The sequence below is a fragment of the Anaerosalibacter massiliensis genome, assembly GCF_024623155.1.
GTDB lineage: Bacteria > Bacillota > Clostridia > Tissierellales > Sporanaerobacteraceae > Anaerosalibacter > Anaerosalibacter massiliensis.
This window is the reverse complement of sequence record NZ_JANJZL010000010.1, coordinates 80,027-102,097: the sequence shown is the minus strand read 5'-3', so window position 1 is coordinate 102,097 and position 22,071 is coordinate 80,027. Positions and strand designations below refer to the sequence as shown.

At 30.6% G+C, this 22,071-nt stretch carries 22 protein-coding genes and 2 tRNA genes; 23 read left to right on the top strand and 1 reads right to left on the bottom strand.

Translation table 11 applies throughout. From position 1 onward, the window contains the following. Positions 1-115: 115 nt before the first annotated feature. A tRNA-Leu gene (locus NSA23_RS13005) sits at positions 116-204 on the bottom strand. Between the two features lie 137 nt (positions 205-341). On the opposite strand from NSA23_RS13005, the gene polA reads away from it, so the two are divergent. The 23 genes from polA to NSA23_RS12890 all read left to right on the top strand — a co-directional run bounded on the left by polA (position 342) and on the right by NSA23_RS12890 (position 22,062). After that, entirely contained in the window at positions 342-3,020 is a 2,679-nt protein-coding gene (gene polA, locus NSA23_RS13000; RefSeq protein ID WP_338080911.1) for a DNA polymerase I, read from the top strand. Further along, positions 3,007-3,624 carry a dephospho-CoA kinase gene (coaE, locus tag NSA23_RS12995; protein ID WP_257490596.1) on the top strand — a complete coding sequence of 206 codons (618 nt, stop codon included), beginning with the start codon at positions 3,007-3,009 and terminating at the stop codon, positions 3,622-3,624. Before polA ends, coaE begins: the two co-directional genes overlap by 14 nt. A gap of 16 nt (positions 3,625-3,640) precedes the next feature. Continuing rightward, the gene (locus NSA23_RS12990; RefSeq protein WP_075052116.1) at positions 3,641-4,297 is read left to right on the top strand and encodes a lytic transglycosylase domain-containing protein; all 657 of its coding nucleotides are present in this window, start codon (positions 3,641-3,643) and stop codon (positions 4,295-4,297) included. A 220-nt stretch (positions 4,298-4,517) separates the two neighbouring features. After that, positions 4,518-4,604 (top strand) — tRNA-Leu (locus NSA23_RS12985). A 70-nt stretch (positions 4,605-4,674) separates the two neighbouring features. Next, positions 4,675-5,733 carry a DNA polymerase IV gene (gene dinB, locus NSA23_RS12980; protein WP_042681092.1) on the top strand — a complete coding sequence of 353 codons (1,059 nt, stop codon included), beginning with the start codon at positions 4,675-4,677 and terminating at the stop codon, positions 5,731-5,733. Between the two features lie 350 nt (positions 5,734-6,083). Next, positions 6,084-7,412, top strand: coding sequence for an electron transport complex subunit RsxC (gene rsxC, locus NSA23_RS12975; protein WP_042681094.1), 1,329 nt, complete (start codon positions 6,084-6,086; stop codon positions 7,410-7,412). A gap of 23 nt (positions 7,413-7,435) precedes the next feature. Then, a complete protein-coding gene (locus NSA23_RS12970) occupies positions 7,436-8,407 on the top strand; it encodes an RnfABCDGE type electron transport complex subunit D (protein WP_042681096.1) in 972 nt (323 codons plus the stop codon). Beyond that, complete coding sequence (locus NSA23_RS12965; RefSeq protein ID WP_042681098.1) at positions 8,408-8,989, top strand: RnfABCDGE type electron transport complex subunit G; 582 nt, start codon at positions 8,408-8,410, stop codon at positions 8,987-8,989. It begins immediately after the preceding gene. Positions 8,990-9,016: 27 nt separating this feature from the next. Continuing rightward, positions 9,017-9,652, top strand: coding sequence for an electron transport complex subunit RsxE (gene rsxE, locus NSA23_RS12960; protein ID WP_042681100.1), 636 nt, complete (start codon positions 9,017-9,019; stop codon positions 9,650-9,652). 18 nt (positions 9,653-9,670) lie between these two features. After that, the gene (gene rsxA, locus NSA23_RS12955; RefSeq protein WP_042681102.1) at positions 9,671-10,243 is read left to right on the top strand and encodes an electron transport complex subunit RsxA; all 573 of its coding nucleotides are present in this window, start codon (positions 9,671-9,673) and stop codon (positions 10,241-10,243) included. Between the two features lie 11 nt (positions 10,244-10,254). Next, positions 10,255-11,094 (top strand): RnfABCDGE type electron transport complex subunit B, encoded by an 840-nt coding sequence (gene rnfB, locus NSA23_RS12950; protein WP_042681104.1) that lies wholly within the window; start codon positions 10,255-10,257, stop codon positions 11,092-11,094. Between the two features lie 120 nt (positions 11,095-11,214). Beyond that, positions 11,215-11,601: a NusG domain II-containing protein gene (locus NSA23_RS12945; RefSeq protein WP_042681105.1), complete on the top strand. Its 387-nt coding sequence runs from the start codon at positions 11,215-11,217 to the stop codon at positions 11,599-11,601. 15 nt (positions 11,602-11,616) lie between these two features. After that, positions 11,617-12,144, top strand: coding sequence for a Gx transporter family protein (locus NSA23_RS12940; protein WP_042681107.1), 528 nt, complete (start codon positions 11,617-11,619; stop codon positions 12,142-12,144). 8 nt (positions 12,145-12,152) lie between these two features. Then, complete coding sequence (locus NSA23_RS12935) at positions 12,153-12,734, top strand: nucleoside triphosphate pyrophosphatase (protein WP_042681109.1); 582 nt, start codon at positions 12,153-12,155, stop codon at positions 12,732-12,734. A 31-nt stretch (positions 12,735-12,765) separates the two neighbouring features. Beyond that, positions 12,766-13,473, top strand: coding sequence for a RadC family protein (radC, locus tag NSA23_RS12930; protein WP_246119194.1), 708 nt, complete (start codon positions 12,766-12,768; stop codon positions 13,471-13,473). Between the two features lie 28 nt (positions 13,474-13,501). Next, positions 13,502-14,533 carry a rod shape-determining protein gene (locus NSA23_RS12925; RefSeq protein WP_042681111.1) on the top strand — a complete coding sequence of 344 codons (1,032 nt, stop codon included), beginning with the start codon at positions 13,502-13,504 and terminating at the stop codon, positions 14,531-14,533. A 12-nt stretch (positions 14,534-14,545) separates the two neighbouring features. Continuing rightward, on the top strand, positions 14,546-15,382 hold the full coding sequence (mreC, locus tag NSA23_RS12920; protein ID WP_042681113.1) for a rod shape-determining protein MreC: 837 nt from the start codon (positions 14,546-14,548) through the stop codon (positions 15,380-15,382). Between the two features lie 19 nt (positions 15,383-15,401). Continuing rightward, positions 15,402-15,902 (top strand): rod shape-determining protein MreD, encoded by a 501-nt coding sequence (gene mreD, locus NSA23_RS12915; protein ID WP_042681114.1) that lies wholly within the window; start codon positions 15,402-15,404, stop codon positions 15,900-15,902. 11 nt (positions 15,903-15,913) lie between these two features. Further along, positions 15,914-19,249 (top strand): penicillin-binding transpeptidase domain-containing protein, encoded by a 3,336-nt coding sequence (locus NSA23_RS12910; RefSeq protein WP_042681116.1) that lies wholly within the window; start codon positions 15,914-15,916, stop codon positions 19,247-19,249. Between the two features lie 87 nt (positions 19,250-19,336). Continuing rightward, positions 19,337-19,948, top strand: coding sequence for a septum site-determining protein MinC (gene minC, locus NSA23_RS12905; protein WP_042681118.1), 612 nt, complete (start codon positions 19,337-19,339; stop codon positions 19,946-19,948). Positions 19,949-19,969: 21 nt separating this feature from the next. Further along, complete coding sequence (gene minD, locus NSA23_RS12900) at positions 19,970-20,764, top strand: septum site-determining protein MinD (RefSeq protein ID WP_042681120.1); 795 nt, start codon at positions 19,970-19,972, stop codon at positions 20,762-20,764. 13 nt (positions 20,765-20,777) lie between these two features. After that, positions 20,778-21,053: a cell division topological specificity factor MinE gene (gene minE / locus NSA23_RS12895; protein ID WP_042681121.1), complete on the top strand. Its 276-nt coding sequence runs from the start codon at positions 20,778-20,780 to the stop codon at positions 21,051-21,053. Positions 21,054-21,177: 124 nt separating this feature from the next. After that, the gene (locus NSA23_RS12890) at positions 21,178-22,062 is read left to right on the top strand and encodes a hypothetical protein (RefSeq protein ID WP_042681123.1); all 885 of its coding nucleotides are present in this window, start codon (positions 21,178-21,180) and stop codon (positions 22,060-22,062) included. The last annotated feature ends 9 nt before the right edge of the window (positions 22,063-22,071 follow it).

Below are 22,071 nucleotides of genomic sequence, written 5' to 3'. Positions count from 1 at the left end.
AATAGTGGAAGAAGAAAATATAAAGAATTGATTATAACTAATTATTAAAAAAAGACTAGCTAATGTAATGCTAGTCTTTTAATCTCTTAAAAATATAAGTTTGTGCGAATAGTAATGGTGCCGAAGGCGGGAGTCGAACCCGCACGAGGATTAAGCCTCACAGGATTTTGAGTCCAGCGCGTCTGCCAATTCCACCACTTCGGCTGAATTTGTTACAAAAGATATAATATCATAGAATATAATAAAAAGCAAGTATTTTATTTAATTTATTTACTCTAATAAACTTTTCATATATACTAAGTATATATGAGATGATAGAAATACATAAGGAGTGGATATTTTTGAAAAAAAATCGTTTAATGATTATAGATGGAAGCAGTCTGTTGTATAGAGGATTTTATGCTCTTCCCTTATTGTCAACAAAAGAGGGAATCTATACAAATGGGGTTTATGGTTTTTTAACTATGTTTTATAGAATTACAGAAGAGTATGAACCAGATTATTTATGTGTAGCTTTTGATAAGGCTACTCCTACCTTTAGGCATTTAGAGTTTGATTCATATAAAGCTAATAGAGAAAAAGCTCCTAATGAACTTTCATTGCAATTTCCAATTTTAAAAGAAATACTATCAGCTATGAAGATAAAGCAAATAGAAATAGAAGGCTATGAAGCCGATGATATTGCTGGCACAATAGCTAAATTTGGAGAAGAAAAAGAAATGGAAGTAATATTAGTAACAGGGGATAAAGACTATTTGCAATTAGCTTCTGAAAATTCTAAAGTTTTGGTTACAAGAAAAGGGATTACTGAATTAGAAATTTTTGATGATAAAGCTATAATGGACAAATACGGTATTACTCCTAAACAGTTTGTAGATTTAAAAGGACTTATGGGAGATCAATCAGATAATATACCAGGAGTTCCAGGTATAGGAGAGAAAACTGGACTAAAGCTTTTAAAAGAATTTGGCTCAATGGAAAATATTTATGAAAATATAGAAGATGTTAGTGGCAAGAAAAGAAAAGAATCCCTCATGGAATATAAGCAGCAAGCTTTTATGAGTAGAAAATTAGCAGAAATAGTCATAAATGTTCCTATAGAAATCAACGTTGAAGAATTTAAAGTTGAAGAACCTCATTGGGAAGGTTTAAAAGACCTGTATGAGAAACTAGAATTTAAATCCTTACTAGAAAAGATACCTAAAGGCAAAATTCAAGATACTAGGGAAGAATTTGAGTCTAATTTTATTATTGTTAATGATGAAAAAGATTTTGATCAAATTAAAAAAGAAGTAGAGGAAAGTAAAAAAATTGGATTTAAGTTTATATATTCTGGTTCAAATCCAATTAAAGATGAAATATTAGGTATTTGTATAAAACCAAAAGGCTTTAATTCATATTATATTAACTGCGAAAATAACAATATATTAATTAGTTTTAAAGATAAATTTAAAGATACTTTTGAATTAGAGGATATAAAGAAAATAGGACATAGTTTGAAAAATGACATTATAGGTTTACTTAGATTAGATATAAATATTTCAGGTCTAACTTTTGACAGTATGATAGGTCAGTATTTAATAAACCCATCTCAAACAGATTATAGTATGCATGTATTAGGTAGGGAATATTTTGATATTGTAATAGAAAGTGAAGAGGAACTTTTAGGAAAGGGGAAAAACAAAAAGACTTTTAAATCTTTAGAGTTAGAAAAAAGAGGAGAATATTTTTCAAAACTTTTGGATTTAACATTTATGTTAGAGGATAAAATAAAAGGTATGATTAAAAGTCAAGGTATGGAGAAACTTTATTATGAAATAGAATTACCTTTGATAGAAGTTTTGGCAAGTATGGAATATTTAGGATTTAAAATAGACATAGATGTACTAGAAGAATTGGGAGGGGAATTTGATACTGAGATAAATAATCTCACTAATGAGATATATGATTTGGCAGGAAGAGAATTCAATGTTAATTCACCTAAACAATTAGGAGAAATACTTTTTGATGACTTAGATTTGCCAGTTATTAAAAAAACTAAAACAGGATATTCTACAAATGCAGAAGTTTTAGATAAATTAAAAGATAAGCATCCTATTATAGAAAAAATATTAAAGTATAGACAAATTGTAAAGCTTAAATCCACCTATATTGATGGACTCATGACTCTAGTAGATAATGAGACAAATAGAATACATTCAAGTTTTAATCAAACTGTAACACATACTGGCAGAATAAGTAGTACTGAACCAAATCTTCAAAATATACCTGTAAAAACTGAAGAGGGAAGAAAGATAAGAAAGGCATTTGTTCCTGAAGATGATAATTATACTTTAATAGATGGAGACTATTCTCAAATTGAACTAAGAGTTCTAGCCCATATTTCTGATGATCCTAAATTAAAAGATGCCTTTTATCATAATGAAGATATCCATACTAAAACCGCAAGTGAAGTATTTGAGGTAGCTAAAGAAGAAGTAACTCCTATTATGAGGAGTAGGGCAAAAGCAGTAAATTTTGGAATAGTATATGGAATTAGTGATTATGGTTTATCTAGGGATCTAGGTATAACTAGGAAAGAGGCTAAGAAATATATAGATAATTATTTAAAGAATTATAAAAATGTAAAAATATATATGGATGAAATAGTAGAACTAGGTAAAGAGAATGGCTATATAGAAACTATATTAAATAGAAGACGATACCTTCCAGAGTTAAAATCAAAAAATTATGCAGTAAGGTCTTTTGGGGAAAGAATAGCTATGAATACTCCTATTCAAGGTAGTGCTGCAGATATTATAAAGATTGCCATGGTTAGAGTTTATAATGAGCTTAAAAAACGTAATATGAAATCTAAGCTTATACTTCAAGTACACGATGAGCTAATAGTAGAGACCTATAAAGATGAAAAAGAAGAAGTAAAAAGGATATTGAAAGAGGTAATGGAAAGCTCTGCAGAGTTGAGTATACCATTGAAAGTAGATATACAAGTGGGGGAAAGCTGGTATGATGCAAAATAGTTGTAAAATCATAGGGCTAACTGGTGGTATTGCTACAGGTAAGAGTACAGTAACAAACTTTTTGGTTGAAAATGGTTTCAAAGTAATAGATGCAGATAAAATAGCGAGAGAGGTGGTTGAAGTAAATTGTCCCGCCTATAAGAATATTGTAGAAGAATTTGGAACAAAAGTATTAAATGAAGATTTTACTATTGATAGAAAAAAGCTAGGAGATATTATTTTCAATGACAAAGAAAAAAGAGAGAAACTAAATTCTATTGTTCATCCAAGAGTTTTTTATGAGATGAAAAATCGAATATCAAGTTATTGTGCAGATGAACAAGTTGTTTTTTTAGACATTCCTCTTTTAATTGAAGGATTAAATTTATTTAAAAAAAATGATATAAATATAGATGAAATATGGTTAGTTTATACAGATGAAGAAATACAAATAAAAAGGCTTATGCAAAGGGATAAGCTTAGCTATGAAGATGCTAAAAAGAGAATAGATTCTCAGTTGCCTATGGGAACTAAAATGAAATATGCAACTAGAATTATAAACAATAATAAAGATATAAAAGAACTAAAAAACACATTAGAAAATATGATAATTAGATTTAAATGAATTCGGAGGGATAATTTTGGTAAATATATTTGGTAGGATCATTAAAAAAGTTCTTTTGCTCCTTTTAATTGGAATAATTCTTTTTATAGGATTTAAATTAGTAATGAAAATGATGTATCCCATAGACTATAAAAATCATATATATTTATATTCTAAAAAGTATAATACCGATCCCTATTTAATAGCAGCTATAATTAATGTAGAGAGCAATTTTGATAAGGATGCCTGTTCTAAAAAGGAAGCTAGAGGTCTTATGCAAATAGCTCCTACTACAGGGAAATGGGCAGCTGAGAAATTAAATTTGAAAAATTTCACTTTAGACTCCCTTTATGAACCAGAGACTAATATAATGATTGGTTCTTGGTATTTAAATGTACTAAATGAAGAATTTGATGGTAATTTACCAATTATTTTAGCTGCATATAATGGAGGAAGTGGAAATGTAAATAAGTGGCTCTTAGATAGCAGATATAGTGATGATGGAAAAAGCTTAAAACATATTCCTTTTAAGGAGACTAGGGATTATGTAGATAAAGTTCTAGAGAACTATGAGAAATATAAAAAAATATATAGAGGAACTTTTGAAGAAGATAAATATTTAAAAGATGGATTCTTAGATAAAAATATTAATAGATTTAAGAGAACAATAAAAGAATATCTAAAGAATGCATAAAAATACATTGATGAATGGTATATAGAGGAAGAAAAGGTCTAAATAGTAGTTGATATATTTAAATAAATATGTATAATATAATATAGAAAACATATCATAAATGCAGGAGTGGTGGAATTGGCATACACGCTATCTTGTGATGATGATACTTTATGGATAAAAACATTTATTAAATTAGTAAATAACGTAATAATCATAAAATAATGTGCTTATTACCCTTGCAGAGGTGGTGGAACAGGCAGACACGTACGTTTGAGGGGCGTATGCTTATCCAAGCATGAGGGTTCGAATCCCTTCCTCTGCACCAAAATCATATACAATGTATATGATTTTTATTTTTTAAATGGAATATATTTTATTTACTAAGGTGTGAGCTTATGATTGTCAGTAGAAGTGTCATACATGTAGATATGGATGCTTTCTATGCATCTGTAGAAGAAAAATACAATCCTAGCCTTAAGGGAAAACCTATAATAGTAGGAGGAAGTGTTAAAAATAGAGGGGTAGTTACTACAGCTTCTTATGAAGCAAGAAAATATGGGGTTCATTCTGCTATGTCTGTATTTAAGGCAAAAAAATTATGCCCGAAAGGTATATTTCTCCCAGTAAATATGGCACGCTACAAAGAAGTTTCTAAAGAGGTCCATAATATATTTAAAAGATATAGCAAATTAATAGAGCCTATATCTATAGATGAGGCATTTATAGATACAACTGGAAGAGATCCCTTATTTATTGCTAAAAAAATAAAAGAAGATATAAAAAGAGAATTAAATCTTACTGCATCTATAGGAATATCTACAAATAAATTTTTAGCTAAGTTAGCTTCTGATATTGAAAAACCAAATGGATTGACTATTATAAGGGAAGAGGAAGCCATAGAATTTTTAAAACCTCTCCCAATAAGAAAGCTATGGGGAGTAGGGCCAAAGACTGAAAGACAATTACATAAGATTGGAATATATACTATAGGTGATTTGCAAGATTATGATATAAAAGTATTGGTAGATAGATTTGGTAAAAAGGGAAGGGAAATGTCTTACTTTTCTAAGGGAATAGATAATAGGCCAGTAGAAATAGATATAACTACTCAATCCATTGGAGAAGAAGAAACTTTTAGAGAAGATATATCTAGCGTAGAAATACTTATTCAAAAGTTGCAAGAGTATTCTTTGAATCTTTCACATAAGTTAGAAGCTAAAGGGTACATAGCTAGGACTATAACTGTAAAAATAAAGTATGAAGATTTTTCAGTAGAAACAAGAAGTAGCACATTATATATACCAACAAATGATTATTTAACTATTTATAGTACTAGTATCAATATATTAAATAATAAATTTAATTCATGTAAAAAAGTTAGATTATTAGGTCTAGCAGTATCTAATTTTATTTATCCTAATGACCCTGTACAATTGAGTTTCCCCACTAAATAAAAGTTATAGTATTTTAGTCTCATTTCAAATATAATCTAAATATTATCTAAGAAAAGTTTATATCTTAATAGACTTTTTTTAGTGTGATGTGTATAATAGTAGTGGATTTATCCATAATAAAAAATTCAGTTTGCAATTATGTGTTATTTTATGAACAAAGAACGACTTTTTAAGACATTTTATATGACAATTCATATACAACCTATAAGATAAATGTTATAATAATATTAATAAATTGTATTATGAAGTCAATTAAATATTTAGGACCCATATTAATTGGGTCTATTTATTTGACAAATAAGCAGGCTAAAAAATAAGTTTTAAACAATAAAGATAAAGAGGTGGAAAAGATGAATCTAGAGAATTTGACCTTTAAGGGAGGAGTTCATGTTCCTCATCACAAAGAATTGACAGAAAGAATTCCTATTAAAAGAGCAAAAGAGCCTGAAATCGCAATTATACCTTTACAACAACATATAGGTGCACCTTGTAAACCTTTAGTAAAGGTTGGTGAAACTGTAAAAGTAGGGCAAAAAATTGGACAGGCAGAAGCTTTTGTATCTGCACCGGTACATTCAAGTGTATCAGGAGTTGTTAAAAAAATAAGTCCAATGGCATCACCTACAGGAATGACTGTAGACTGTATTCATATTGAATCAGATGGGAAGAATGAATTGCATGAAAGTGTAAAACCTAACAAAGATTTAGAATCATTGAGCCAAAAAGAAGTTCTAGAAATCATAAAAGAAGCAGGTATTACTGGAATGGGAGGAGCTGGTTTTCCAACTCATGTTAAGCTTTCACCACCACCAGAGAAAAAAATAGATACAATAATACTCAATGGGGCAGAATGTGAACCTTATTTAACTGCAGATCATAGGCTTATGGTAGAAGAACCAGAAAAAGTAGTTCTAGGTCTTAAAGTTATAATGAAGGCTGTAGGAGTAGATAGAGGATTCATTGCAGTAGAAAACAATAAACCTGATGCGATTAAAGCATTAAAAGAAGTTGTAAAAAAAGAAGCTAATATAGAATTAGTTTCATTGAAAGCTAAATTTCCTCAAGGAGATGAAAAACGTATAATAAATGCAGTAACGGGAAGAGAAGTTCCTTCAGGTGGACTTCCAATGGATGTAGGAGTAGTTGTTGACAATGTAGGTACTGCTACTGCTATTGGGCAGGCGGTAGAGAAGGGAAAACCTTTATTTGAAAGGATAGTTACTGTTACTGGTAAAGGAGTTAAAGAACCTCAAAATTTAGTTGTGAAAATAGGTACTCCTTTTAAAGATGTCATAGAACAATGTGGAGGATTCAATGGCAAACCAGGAAAGATCATTATGGGTGGTCCTATGATGGGACTTGCTCAATATAGTATAGATGTTCCAGTGATTAAAGGTACTTCAGGAATTTTAGTTTTATCTGAAGAAGAGGCAAGACCAGAACCAGTACAACCTTGTATTAAATGTGGAAAATGTTTAGAAGTATGTCCAGTAAATCTTCAACCATTATATTTAAGTAAATTTGCATTAAATAGAAAATATGATAGAGCAGAAGAGTTTCACATTTTAGACTGTATTGAATGTGGTTCTTGTTCATTTATATGTCCTTCTAAAAGACCATTAGTAGAGTCTATTAGAGTTGCAAAAAGGGAAGTTATTGCAAAGAAGAAAAAAGCCTAGTAAAAGATAGGAGGAATTAGAAAATGGATAATATTTTGATTGGGTCTTCTTCTCCTCATATAAGGTCAGAAGAGACTGTCAAAAGAATAATGTTAGATGTAATTATTGCTTTAACACCTGCAATGATTGGTAGTATATATTTTTTTGGATTTAATGCCTTTAAACTTATTTTGATTTCAGTTATATCATCAGTAGTATTTGAAGCTTTAATTCAAAAGGCATTTAAAAAGGAAGTTACTGTATATGATCTTAGTGCAGTAGTTACAGGAATTTTATTAGCTTTTAATTTACCAGCAACTGCACCTTGGTGGTTACCAGTAATAGGTTCTGCTTTTGCTATTATAGTAGTAAAGCAGTTCTTTGGTGGCTTAGGTCAAAACTTTATGAATCCAGCACTAGCTGCAAGGGCTATGCTTTTATCTTCATGGCCAACACTTATGTCAGCTTTTGTGGCACCAGGAGCAGTAGATGGACAATCTTCAGCTACTCCATTATCCATAATGAAATATGGGGCTTCAGATGCAGCAGCATCAGCAACTGTAGCAGAAGCAGGGGATGCATTGCCTGCTCTTAAGGAAATGTTTTTGGGAAATATTGGTGGTGCTATAGGAGAAACATCTGCATTATTACTATTAATTGGTGCTGTGTATTTATTGATTAGAGGGGTTATAAACTGGAGAATACCTTTCACTTATATAGGAACAACAGTTATTGTATTATTACTTTTAGGTACTGAAATGGAACAAATACCATATCATATATTTGCAGGAGGACTTATATTAGGAGCATTCTATATGGCAACAGATTATGCTTCATCGCCAGTAACACCATTAGGGCAGATAATATTTGGTATAGGAGCAGGACTTTTAACGGCAATCATCAGAGTAAAAGGTGGATATCCAGAAGGAGTATCTTATTCTATATTACTTATGAATGTAGCTACACCACTTATTGAAAGATTTACTAGTCCTAAAGTATTTGGGGAGGTGAAGTAGATGAATGAAACATTGAAATTAGGATTGATTTTACTTTTAATTACTGCAGTATCTGCATTTATTTTAGCTGCTTCAAACAATGCAACATCAGCTAAGATTGAGGAGGCTGATAAAATAGCTAATGATGAAGCTAGAAAAGAAACTTTACCTGATGCTAAGGATTTTGAACCAATAGATAAAGAAAAACTAGATAGTATACAAAGCTCTAATGAAGGAGTTTTAGAAATTTTTGAAGGAAAAGATGAAAGTGGAGAAATAGTAGGCTATACTTTAAAAAATTTAGTAGGCGGATTTGGTGGAGATATTCAAGTTATGACAGGTATATCTGTTGAGGGAAAAATAACTGGAATGAAAATATTATCTCATTCAGAGACTCCAGGACTTGGAGCTAAGGCTGAAGAACCAGAATTTCAAGAGAGATTTAAAGGCATACCTACAGAAAATGATCTAGTAATAGTAAAGGAATCTCCATCTAATAACAATGAAGTTGAGGCTATAACTAGTGCAACAATTACTTCAAATGCTGTTGCAGATGGAGTTAATTTAGCAAGAGAAATTTACAATTCACAGCTTTCTAAATAATATTCTATTCTTTTGGAGGTGTAAAAATTGAAGTTGTCTGAAACCTTTAATAATGGTTTAATTAAAGAAAATCCAATATTTGTACAGTTAGTAGGAATGTGTTCTACTTTAGCTGTTACCACTTCTGCAAAGAATGGTTTAGCTATGGGATTAGCTGTAACAGGAGTATTGGTAGGTTCAAATTTAGTTATATCACTTATTAGAAATGTAATACCAGATAAAATTCGTATTCCATCCTTTATAGTTGTAATTGCAACATTTGTAACTATGATTGAAATGTTTATGAAGGCCTATGCTCCAGCATTATATAGTGCTCTAGGATTATTTATTCCATTAATTGTTGTTAACTGTATTATATTTGCAAGAGCAGAATCATTTGCCTCTAAAAACAAACCTATACCTGCAATAGTTGATGGTTTAGGAATGGGATTAGGATATACTGTTGCTTTAATTATTTTAGCTAGTATTAGAGAACTATTAGGTGCTGGTACATTATTTGAACATCAAATAATGGGAGCAGGATATCAACCAGTCTTAATTGCTATAATGCCGCCTGGAGCATTTATTATATTAGGAATTCTTATAGGTATTTTTAATAAAGTTAGAATGAATAATGAAGAGAAAAAAGCTGCACAAGAAGAAAAAGCTACTGTCGAAGCGTAATGTAAGGGAGGGAATCAAATGTCACTATTTACCATATTGATTAGCACTATATTTGTTAATAATTATGTTTTTGCTAGATTTTTAGGAATATGTCCTTTTCTAGGAGTTTCTAAAAAAACTGATACAGCTTTTGGTATGGGAGTTGCAGTAACTTTTGTTATTACTTTATCGTCTATCATCACTTATTTTATTCAAAAAGGAATTTTAGACACATTAAAATTAGGATATCTTCAAACAATCGTATTTATTTTAGTTATTGCTACATTAGTTCAATTTGTTGAAATGGTTATGAAAAAGACAAGTCCTACTCTTTATAATGCATTAGGAGTATATTTGCCACTTATAACTACAAATTGTGTTGTACTTGGTGTTGCAATACTCAATATTCAGGAAGAATATACATTGATTCAAACAATCGTAAATTCTATTGGAGCTTCTATAGGTTTTACATTGGCATTGGTATTGATGGCAGGAGTGAGAGAACAATTAGATTTGGCAGATGTTCCAGAAGCATTAGATGGTTTTCCAATTGCATTAATTGCTTCAGGTCTTATGTCAATAGCTTTCTTAGGATTTAATGGACTTGTATAGGAGGTATAAAAATGAGTACAATAATATATCCATTATTAGTTTTAGGTGGTTTAGGATTATTATTTGGTATAGCATTATCCCTTGCATCTAAAGCCTTTGCAGTAGAAGTAGATCCAAAAGTAGAAAAAATAATAAAAGTATTACCAGGAGCAAATTGTGGAGCTTGTGGTTATCCTGGATGTGAAGGATTTGCAAATGCAGCAGTTCAAGGGAAAGCACCTGTAAACGGATGTAAAGTTGGTGGAAGTCCTGTAGCTGAAAAAGTTGGAGATATTATGGGAGTAGGTGCAGGAGAAACTGAGAAGCAAGTAGCTAAAGTACTTTGTCAAGGAAAAGATTGTAATGCTATTAAAAAATATCAATATGAAGGTATTAAAGATTGTAAAGCTGCAAATGTAATTGCAGGTGGAGATAAAGGTTGTCAATATGGATGTTTAGGCTATGGAAGTTGTAAGGAAGTATGTCAATTTGGAGCAATAGAAATAGTAGATGGAATTGCTGAAATTGATCCAGAAAAATGTACATCATGTGGACAATGTATAAAGGTATGTCCAAAAGGTATAATTGAAATGGTTCCATATACACAGAAAGTAGTAGTAAAATGTAAAAGCCATGATTTTGGAAAGCCTGTTAAAGATAATTGTAGTGTAGGATGTATTGGATGTCAAATGTGTGTTAAATCTTGTCCTACTGATCCAAAGGCTATGCAATTTGATAATAAATTGGCTTATATTGATTATGAAAAGTGTATAAATTGTGGACTATGTGCTCGAAAATGTCCAACGGGAGCCATAGGGTCATTATTGAAAAAACCTGAGAAGGATAAAAAAGTAGTAGAAAAGGGTCTCTAGTAAAGACCCTTTTTTAATGGGAAAATTTTTATTAAAATGTAACTTGTAAATAAAAAATATAAGTGGTAAACTTAATATGTGTATTTATTACTAAAAATCAATAAAAAAAGGGTGTTTATATTGACAAAAGGGGATAAATGTTTAATAATCACTATTATAATAATAAGTTTATTCTCTTTATGGCATGTAAAGAAAGAGGCTACAAGTTATAATGAAAAATATATTGAAATTCAGGTTGATGGTAAGGAATATAAAAAAATAACATTTGGACCAGAAGTTATAGGGAAAAAGATTCCTATCAATACTGAATTTGGTTATAACTTAGTAGAAATAGGAGATGGCAAAGTAAGAGTAGTTGAAGCTGATTGTCCTGATCAGCTAGATGTTAAACAAGGCTATATTGAAAAACCAGGAGAAGTTATAGTTTGTTTACCAAATAAATTAGTTATTGAGATAAAAGGAAAAACTGATAGTAAAGATAAGGATATTGACTATATTAGTCATTAAAGAGAGTGTGGTAAAATGAAAAAATTAAAAAAAATGATATTTTTATCTTTGTTAGTCTCATTAGGTCTTGCTCTTAGTATTATTGAATCTTTTATGCCAGTACCATTTATAGCTCCTGGGGCAAAATTAGGATTATCAAATATGGTAGTACTAATTACGTTAGTAGTATTTGGATTTAAAGAAGCTTTAGTTGTAGGTATTTTGAAAAGTTTATTATTTACTTTAGTAACAGGTAGTATATCAAGCTTATTTTACAGTTTATCAGGTACAATTTTTAGTTCTATAGTTATGTTTGTAGTATATTTATATTTTTCAAAAGTATTCAGTTTGATTGGAGTAAGTATTTTTGGAGCTGTAGCGCATAATACTGCACAGGTTTTTGTTGCAAGTTTAATAATGAACAATTTTAAAATATTTTCTTATTTGCCAATATTACTTTTAACAAGTCTTTTTACTGGATACTTCATAGGATTAGCTTCTATTTTCATAAGCAAAAATCTAAAAAAAACATTTCAACTAAAATATGAAGTGAATAAAATATAGGTGATATTATGGGAAAAATAATTTTAGCTTCTTCTTCTCCTAGGAGAAAAGAGCTATTATTTAAGTATAATGTTCAGCCTCTAATAGTGTCTAGCAATATTTCAGAGAATATAAATATAAATGAAAAACCAGAAGAAGTAGCAATGTCATTAGCATATGAGAAAGCTTATAATGTATCAAAACAATTTAACAATAATGAAATAGTTATAGGAGCAGATACTTTAGTTTGCTTGAACAACAAAATATTGGGGAAACCCAAAGATGAGCAGGAAGCTTTTTCTATGCTCAAAATGTTAAATAGCAGAAGGCATTTTGTTATTACAGGGCTAGCTATCATAAAGGCAGGTACAAATTTGAAGATAATTGAATATGAGAAAACTGCTGTTACTTTTAGATATTTGACAGATAAAAAAATCAAGAAATATATAAACACTGGAGAATATAGTGATAAAGCTGGTGCATACGCAATTCAAGGTTTTGGAGAATTATTTGTAGAAAAAATTGAAGGATGTTATTCTAATGTAGTGGGACTTCCAGTTACAAAATTAGATATGATTTTAGAAAAATATTTCAATGTTAGCCTACTGTAATTTTAGAAAATTAATAGGTAGGTGAAATTTTGTGGGGAATGATTTAAAGGAGAACAGAGATTATACTATTAAAGATATGCCATTAAGTGAAAGACCTAGGGAAAAACTATATAAATATGGTGTTAAATCTTTATCAAATGCAGAGCTTGTTGCAGTCATAATTAGAACAGGAAGTAGAAGTGATACAGCTATAGATTTAGCTCAAAGATTGATTAGTATGGATAAAAGAGGTATAGGATATTTATCTGATGCTTCCTTTGAAGAACTAATTTCCGTAAAAGGTATAGGGAAATGTAAGGCGGCTCAAATAATTGCTGCTATTGAACTTGGCAAAAGAATTGGGGCTCAAAGTGGAGAAGATAAAGTAAAGGTAACTTCTCCCGTAGATATTGTAGATCTAATAATGGAAGAAATGAGGTATTTTAAGAAAGAACATTTTAGAATAGCTATATTAGATACTAAAAATCATATTATAACTGTGGAAGATATATCAATAGGAAACTTAAACTCTTCCATAGTTCATCCAAGAGAAGTATATAATATTGCTATAAAAAGAAGTGCCAATTCCATTATACTTATTCACAATCATCCTAGTGGTGATCCTACTCCAAGTAGGGAAGATATACAAATAACTAATAGATTAATTGAGACTGGAAACATAGTTGGAATTAAAGTATTAGATCACATTATCATCGGGGATAACAGATATTTGAGCTTTAGAGAAAGAAATATAATATAAGATATGAATGAGGAAGGAGCAAAAATATATGGGATTATTTAGTGCTTTTACCAAGGATATGGGTATTGACTTAGGAACTGCAAACACTTTAGTGTATATTAAAGGGAAGGGAATAATAATTCGAGAACCTTCTGTGGTAGCTATTCATACTAATACAAGAGAGGTCCTTGCAGTAGGTGAAGAAGCAAAGAAAATGATTGGAAGAACACCTGGGCATATAGTAGCTATTAGGCCATTAAAAGATGGAGTTATTGCTGATTTTGATGTAACTCAAAGTATGCTAAAATATTTTATAAAAAAGGCAAATCAAAGACGTTCTATTTTCCAACCTAGAGTAGTTGTATGTGTTCCTTCTGGAGTTACAGAAGTGGAAAAAAGAGCAGTTGAAGAAGCTACAATTCATGCAGGTGCTAGAGATGCTTATCTTATAGAAGAGCCTATGGCAGCAGCTATTGGTGCTGGTCTTCCAGTTCAAGAAGCTACAGGTAGCATGATTGTAGATATTGGAGGAGGAACTACAGAAGTTGCTATAATATCTTTAGGTGGAATTGTTACAAGCAAGTCCATAAGAATTGGTGGAGATGAATTAGACGAGTCTATAGTATACTATATTAAGAAAGAATATAGTTTAATGATAGGTGAAAGAACAGCAGAAGAGATAAAAATAGTTATAGGTTCAGCAGATGAAAAAAATAAAGAAACTAAAATGCAAATAAGAGGAAGAGATTTAATAAGTGGACTTCCTAAAACTTTAGAAATTACTTCTTCAGAAATTCATAAAGCTATGAAAGAGCCTATAGCAAATATAATAGATGCGATTAAATTTACATTAGAGAAAACACCGCCAGAGCTAGCTTCAGACATTATGGAGCAAGGTATTATGCTTACAGGTGGAGGGGCACTTCTAAGTGGCATTGACAAACTTATAAAAAGTGAAACAGGTATGCCTGTCCATACAGCAGAAGATCCTCTTGATTGTGTAGCTATAGGTACAGGAAGAGCATTGGAAAGTATAGAAGTATTAAAAAAAACTTTAAGTAGTAATAATAGACCAGATTAGTGGTGATAAAATATGTCTAGATTTAAAAAATATAAAGATAGGATGGTAGTAACTATAGTTGCTATCATTCTAATTATTATGATAGGTATGACGAGTAGTGAAAGGGCAAATATAACAGGCGTTGAAAAAGCTATTGGAAATATAATTTCTCCAATACAAAAAGTGTTTTTCAATATTGGAAGGCATGTTTCTGATTTTTTTGGTACAATAGGGAATTTTGGTAAGATTAAAGGAGAAAATAAAGAATTAAAAAAGAAAATAGCAGTACTGGAAGAAAAAAATAGAGAGTATGAAGATATAATTGGGAAAACTGATTTTTTAAGAAAAGAGGCATTGCTTAAAGAAAAGACTAAATACAACATAATAGATGCACAAGTAATAGGAAAAGAGCCAGGGAATTGGTTTGATAGATTTTTAATTGATAAAGGTTCAAAAGATGGTGTAAAAAAAGGCGATACAGTAATTCAAGGCGTAGAAGTAAATAATAAATTAGTTCAAGAAGGCGTAGTAGGAAGAATAGTTGATGTAGGAGACAATTGGTCTAAGGTAGTATCTATTGTAGATGAAAGTAGCAATATTTCATTTAAAATTCTTCGAACTCAAGAAGGTGGTATTTTGTCTGGTAATGTAGATAATAAAATAAGTGGATACTTATTTGATAATAAAGCTGATGTAACTAAAGGAGACAAGCTATTTACATCAGGATTGGGAGAAGCATATGTAGAGGATTTATATATTGGCAAAGTAAAGGAAGTAGTTAAGAAAGAGGAAGATTTAATGAAAAGAGTGGTAGTGACTCCTGCTGTTAATTTTAAGAAAATCTATAGAGTCCATGTAATTTCTAATTAAAGAAAAGGAGTATTTTAAATTGCAGAGTTTAATTATGTTTATAATAATTGTTGTTAATTTCATATTGCAAAGTACCATTCTTCAAAGTATAAATATATTGGGCATAGTTCCTAATACTACATTAGTTATCGTAGTTTCTATAGCACTTTTAAAGGGAAAGAGGACTGGAGGTATTGTGGGACTTTTAGCAGGATTATTACAAGATATTATTTTTAGTCCTACTATAGGACCGAATGCTTTTGTTTATTTTTTCATCGGTTATCTCATAGGTTTAAGTGAACAAAAAGTTTTTAAAGACAGTTTATTTATACCATTTATTTTCACTATTATAACTAGTTTAGCATATCATGGAGTTTATTGTGTTTTTATGTATTTTCTTGGAACTAATATAAGATTTCATTTTTTCCTAAGAGATTCTGTTCTTTTAGAAACTCTATATAATAGTATACTAATTATGCCTATATACAAATGGTTTTCTAACATCTTTACTGTTCCTTCCATTAAATTTGGTAGGAGATAGGAGTGAGATAATTGAAGTTTTTAGAGAAATTGAAAGATAGATACAATATAATCATAATACTCATATCCATCATGTTTTTAGTCCTTTCATTTAGACTAGCTACATTGACTATAGTAGACGGAGATCATTATAGACAGCTTTCCGATACAAAACGAGTCAAAGAAATTGCTATGACAGCTCCCCGTGGCGAGATAAGGGACAGGAATGGAAAACTAATTGCTGGAAATAAACCAAGCTTTACAGTTCAGATACTTAAAGATGAATTGAAAAACATAAAAGATATAGAAAAAAAGAATGAAATAGTACTAAATCTTATAAAGCTATTAGAAGAAGATGGAGTAGACTATGTTGATGATTTTCCAATAGAGTTAAATACATTTAAATTTATTGATGAAAATATGAATTATAGCGAAGATGCTAGTGCTATGGATAAAGTCATAGATATAATAGTTGAAAAAAATTTGCTTCCACAAATGCTTGATACTTATTATACAGGAGATAAGGCAGAACATTTTCAGTTCTTAACTGTAAATAAAGCTATACATGCATTACAAAATAAAGGTATGGATATTCCTATAGATGCAAGTTTAAATGGAAATAATGTAAGTTTAGAGTTTGATGATGGCGAAGGTGTTAGTAAATGGAAAGAAGAACAGAAACTGTCTTCTAATATAGGAGCAAAAGAAGCAATTTTAAAATTGATTGATAATGATAAGAATGTTATAAGAAGTATATTAGACCATCCTATCTCTAGAGAGCTAACTTATGAACTATTGGAAAGCAAAGGTCTTGTTAATGATATAAAGATGATTCCATATACTATTGTATTTGATGAAGAATATGCTGAGCAGAAATCAATTCTTATGAGAAATTTCAATAGTATAAATAAAAATTCTAAAGCTAAAGATGATTTTGTAAACATAGTCCTTGAAACAGGTGTAAGAGAACTATTAGAAAATGTTATAGAAGAGAAGGATGACAAAGATAATGTAATTGGTAGGGTAGTTCCAGGAGAAATTTTAATTAAAGAAATTGAAAAAAAAGGAAAAGACTGTCCGGTAACTTTTGAAATAAGTAAAGACAATAAAAAGGTTATCTATAAATTTAAGAAAAAAAGTAAAATAACTAAACTTAATCCCCTAGCCTATCTTATCGAACAAGGGAAAAGCACTAAAGCCATAAATGAAATGATCACTAATGACAAAGTTAAAAATGCAGCTCAAGAACTAATATTAAGTAATGGAGTGAATCCTAAAATATCTATAACTGAGTGGGAGTATGTAGCTATAAATAATAAAAATAATTGGTATTCTAGTTCTAAAACTCCCAAAAATAGTAGTCCAGAAGAAGCTTTTAATCATTTAAGGAAGAAATATGGAATAGATGAAAATTTAAGTAAGTATGAAGCAAGATCCATGCTTTTAATATATGATCAATTAAATAAGCAAGGGTTTAGAGCTTATCAACCTATAAATATTGCTTATGGAATTAAAAATTCTACAGTAGCTAAAATAGAGGAAGACACAGTAAATATGCCAGGCATTGATGTATCCATAGAACCTGTTAGATATTATCCTATGGGAAATTCAGCTTCACATATACTTGGGTATTTAGGGAAAATATCCCAACCTCAAGAGATTAAAAAATATGTTGAAGAAAAGAAATATTCTCCAAATGATATAATTGGTAAGACTGGAGTGGAAGAAAAATTTGAGGATAAATTAAAAGGTAAGGACGGAATTAAAAAAGTTGAAGTAGATGTTATGGGGAATACTATCAAAACTGTGGATCAGAAGAAGCCTATACCTGGGAACAATTTATATCTTACAATAGATGCAGAACTTCAAAAAGTGGCAGAAGAGTCCTTAAAGAAAACTCTAGAAGCTATACAAAAAGGTGGAACTTATGAAAGTGAATGGGGAAATTATAAATTTGGAACTAGTAAAAAAGGGAGACCTTATATAAATGCTACATCAGGAGCTGTTGTAGCTTTAAATGTTAAAACTGGTGAAGTATTGGCATTAGCAAATTATCCTGACTATGATCCAAATTTATTTGCTACTGGTATATCTAGTGCAGATTGGGAAAGTCTATTTCCAGAAAATGAAAAAGACTTATTAGCACCAAGACCGCTATATAATATAGCACTTCAAACAGCAATACAGCCTGGTTCTACTTATAAAATGATAACAGCATTGGCTGCATTGGAGAAAGGCTTGTCTCCAACAAAAACTATAACAGATATGGGATATGTTGATATTGGAGGTGAACCATTTGGTTGTTGGATTTGGAATAGTCGTAGAGGTACTCATGGGCCTGAAAATCTTTATGATGCACTTAGAGATTCTTGTAACTATTATTTTTACTCAGTTACTTTAGGGAAGAATCCTAGGACTGGAGAAGGACTAGGTATGAAAGTGGATATTGAAGATATAGTTAAGATATCAAAAGAATTTGGATTAAATGACAAGACTGGCATTGAAATAGATATACCTAATGAATCATCAGGAGGAGTTCCAGATCCTGAAAGAAAAATAACTATAACTAAAAATATATTGAAAAACTTTCTAGAACAGAATTTAAAAAAATATACAAAAGAAGATGAAAAACTTTCAAATGCTGATATTAAGAAAAATATTGAAGAAATAATTAGCTGGACAGATTTAGAAATACCTTTATCAAGAGGGGAAGTATATAGAAGGTTAGAAAAAATGGGAATAGATCCAGATAAAAAAATTAATAATGATACAGAAAGTTTGACAGACAAAATAAAATATACTTATTTAAGTCAAGCAGGGTGGACTGCGGCAGATACATTAAATGTTTCTATTGGACAAGGTGAAAATTCATATACTCCTATTCAAATGGCTAATTATGTAGCTACTATTGCAAATGGAGGATATAGAAATAAAGTAACTGTTGTAGATAAAATTAAAAACTATGATAATTCAAAGGTTATTCATAATCAAAAAGTTGAAAGAGAGAGAGTTAAACTAAATAACTATAAACATATAGAAGATGTAAAACTTGGTATGGAGAAGGTAGTAAGTGAAGGTACAGCAAGAAGTATATTTGCTAATTTTCCAGTATCAGTAGCAGCAAAAACAGGAACTGCTGAAAAAAGTGGAATAAATCCTGCGACTGGAGATACCTATGATGACTTTGCTTGGTTCGTAGCTTTTGGACCTTATGAAGATCCTGAAATAGCAGTCGCTGTAGTTTTATTCCAAGGAGGTAGTGGTGGCTATGCAGGACCACTAACAAGGGATATAATTGCTCAATATTTAGGATTAAATGATAAAGCAGATAAGAAAAATTTGTCATCTACAACTGAAATGGAGAGATAATTTCTCTCCTATTTTTTTTATAAATTAAGAAGGAATTACAAATTTTTTGAAGAAGTATTATTAATGGAGGGCTTTGGAGGTAATACTATGACACAAGATTTAGTAGTGTTTAAAGGAACCCAAGATGGAGTGTATATCTACATACGGGAGGGAAGTTTTGATTCTATAAAAGAAGAGTTGGATATTAAATTAAGAAAATCTGGTGCTTTTTTTAAAGGTGGAAAGATTGTGGACTTTAAAGGAAAAAGACTTAGCAGTAATGAATTAGAAGAGTTGAAAGATATTGTTAAAGATAAACATCATTTAAAAATAGTAGAAAGAAAAAAAGTAAAAGAGAAAGATTTTTTTACTGGAATTAAAGAAGGAATGACTAAATTTGTTAAAACCACATTGAGATCAGGACAATCAATTGAATATAAAGGGAATGTTGTAATTTTTGGAGACGTAAATCCAGGCTCTATAGTTATATCAGGTGGAAATATAGTAGTACTTGGAAGTCTTAGAGGGGTGGCTCATGCAGGTTGTAGTGGCAATAAAAATGCTATAGTTGCTGCTTTTTCTCTTCAACCAAGCCAGCTTAGAATAGCAGATTTGATAGCTAGACGTCCAGATGAAGATATAGAAGAGCCTAAATGGCCTGAAATAGCAAGGATAGAAGGAAATGAAGTAATTATTGAAAGGTATCTACCGAAAAAATAAATTAAAAAGGGAGGCATATGTATGGGGAAAGTAATTGTTATAACATCAGGAAAAGGTGGAGTTGGAAAAACTACTACTGTAGCAAATATAGGAACAGGACTAGCAATGCTAGGTAATAAAGTTGTTGTGGCAGATGCTGATATAGGTTTAAGAAATTTAGATGTGGTTATGGGATTAGAAAATAGAATTGTATATGATATTGTAGATGTAGTGGAAAAAGTTTGTAGACTTAAGCAAGGGCTTATCAGGGACAAGCGTTATGAAGGACTTTACCTTTTACCAGCAGCACAAACGAAAGATAAATCTGCAGTGAACCCAGAACAAATGCTTGAACTCTGTAATGAGTTAAAAGAAGAATTTGATTATGTTTTGATAGATTCACCGGCTGGAATTGAATTAGGATTTCAAAATGCAATTGCTGGAGCTGATGAATCTATAGTAGTTACCACACCTGAAATATCTGCAGTAAGAGATGCTGATAGGGTTATTGGATTATTAGAAGCAAAAGGATTAAATAGTCCAAAGCTTATAATAAATAGAATTAGGCCAGATATGGTTAAAAAAGGAGATATGATGAATATTGAAGATATGATTGATATTCTAGCTATAGACTTGTTGGGAGTAGTGCCAGATGATGAGGCTATAGTTGTAGCAACAAATAGGGGAGAGCCTGTAGTTGTAAATGAGTCTGCTTTAGCAGGTAAAGCTTATAACAATATTTCACGAAGGATTATTGGAGAGGAAGTTGAATTATTGAATTTTAAACAAGAGGAAGGCAAGTTCAGTAAAATAATGAAAATATTGTTTAGCAAATAAAGGGGGAGATTTCTTGGACTTTTTCAAGATGTTTTCAAAGGAAAATAAGGAGAGCAAAAATATAGCTAAAGAAAGGTTAAAGCTAGTACTTATCCATGATAGGGCTGATATTTCACCTAAATTTCTTCAAATGATAGAAAGCGATATAATAAGAGTTATGTCTGAATATGTGGAAATAGATGAAGAAGGACTAGATGTAAAAATGACTAGAACCAAAAATGGAAATGATGGTAGTTCTGTTCCTGCACTTATTGCAAATATACCAATTATAAAAGTAAAAGATATGTAAATATAATAATTAGAAAAATAACAAAATAATGTTGATTTTTTTAGTAAAGTTTTATATAATCAATTGTAGACTTTAATCATCCAAATTTGTTCAAAAATAATATAAAAATGCAGGAGGGACACAAATGAGGAAAAAAGTATTATCTCTTATTTTAATTGCTATATTAGCAATGGGTGTTTTTGCTGGCTGTGCAAAGGATGAAACATCAAAGACTGATGAGCCAAAAGAAGGTGGAGAAAAAACTTCTGAAAGTGCAGGAAAAGGTGATTTAAAGGATGGAAAATATCTAGTTAAATTGCCAGTAAGTGATCATATGAATTATCCTATGGCAACTATGGAAGTTAAGGATGGAGAAATTACTTCATTTGATTACAATGAGTATTTTGCTGAATCTGGAGAAGCAAAAAACGCAGAAAACTATGATTATGAAGAAGGCCTAGAAGTAATTAAGAATTTAAATAAACAATTTATGGACAAGAAAGATGCAGACTCAATTGATTATGATGCTGTATCAGGAGCGACTCATACTAAAGAAAGCTTTAAAGAAATAGTTCCTGCTCTTATAGAAAAGGCAGAAAAAGGTGAAGTTCATGAACCAGTTTACAAAGATGGTGAATATGAAGCTAAAGCAGACAAGGATAATCATGGATGGTTGCCAGAAATTAAAATTGTAGTTAAAGAAGGAACTATTATTGGGGTAGATTTTAAAGATGTTGCAGTAGAAGACATGGAAGGAGAAAAGGTTGTATTAGACGAAAAAACTAAGGAACCAGTTATGGAAGATGACGAAACTCCAAAAACAGAGCCAACTAAAGTCAAAAAAGGCGATATAAAGTCTTTAGAAAACTATTCATATCTACCTTCTTTCGATACAATAAAAGAACTGACAAAACAAATAATTGACAATGACAATGTGGAAAACTTAAAACTTGATGGAATATCAGGTGCAACAAATACTAAGGATACTTTGTTAGAACTAGCTACTAAAGCCTTAGAAAGTGCAAAATAAAAGTACTTA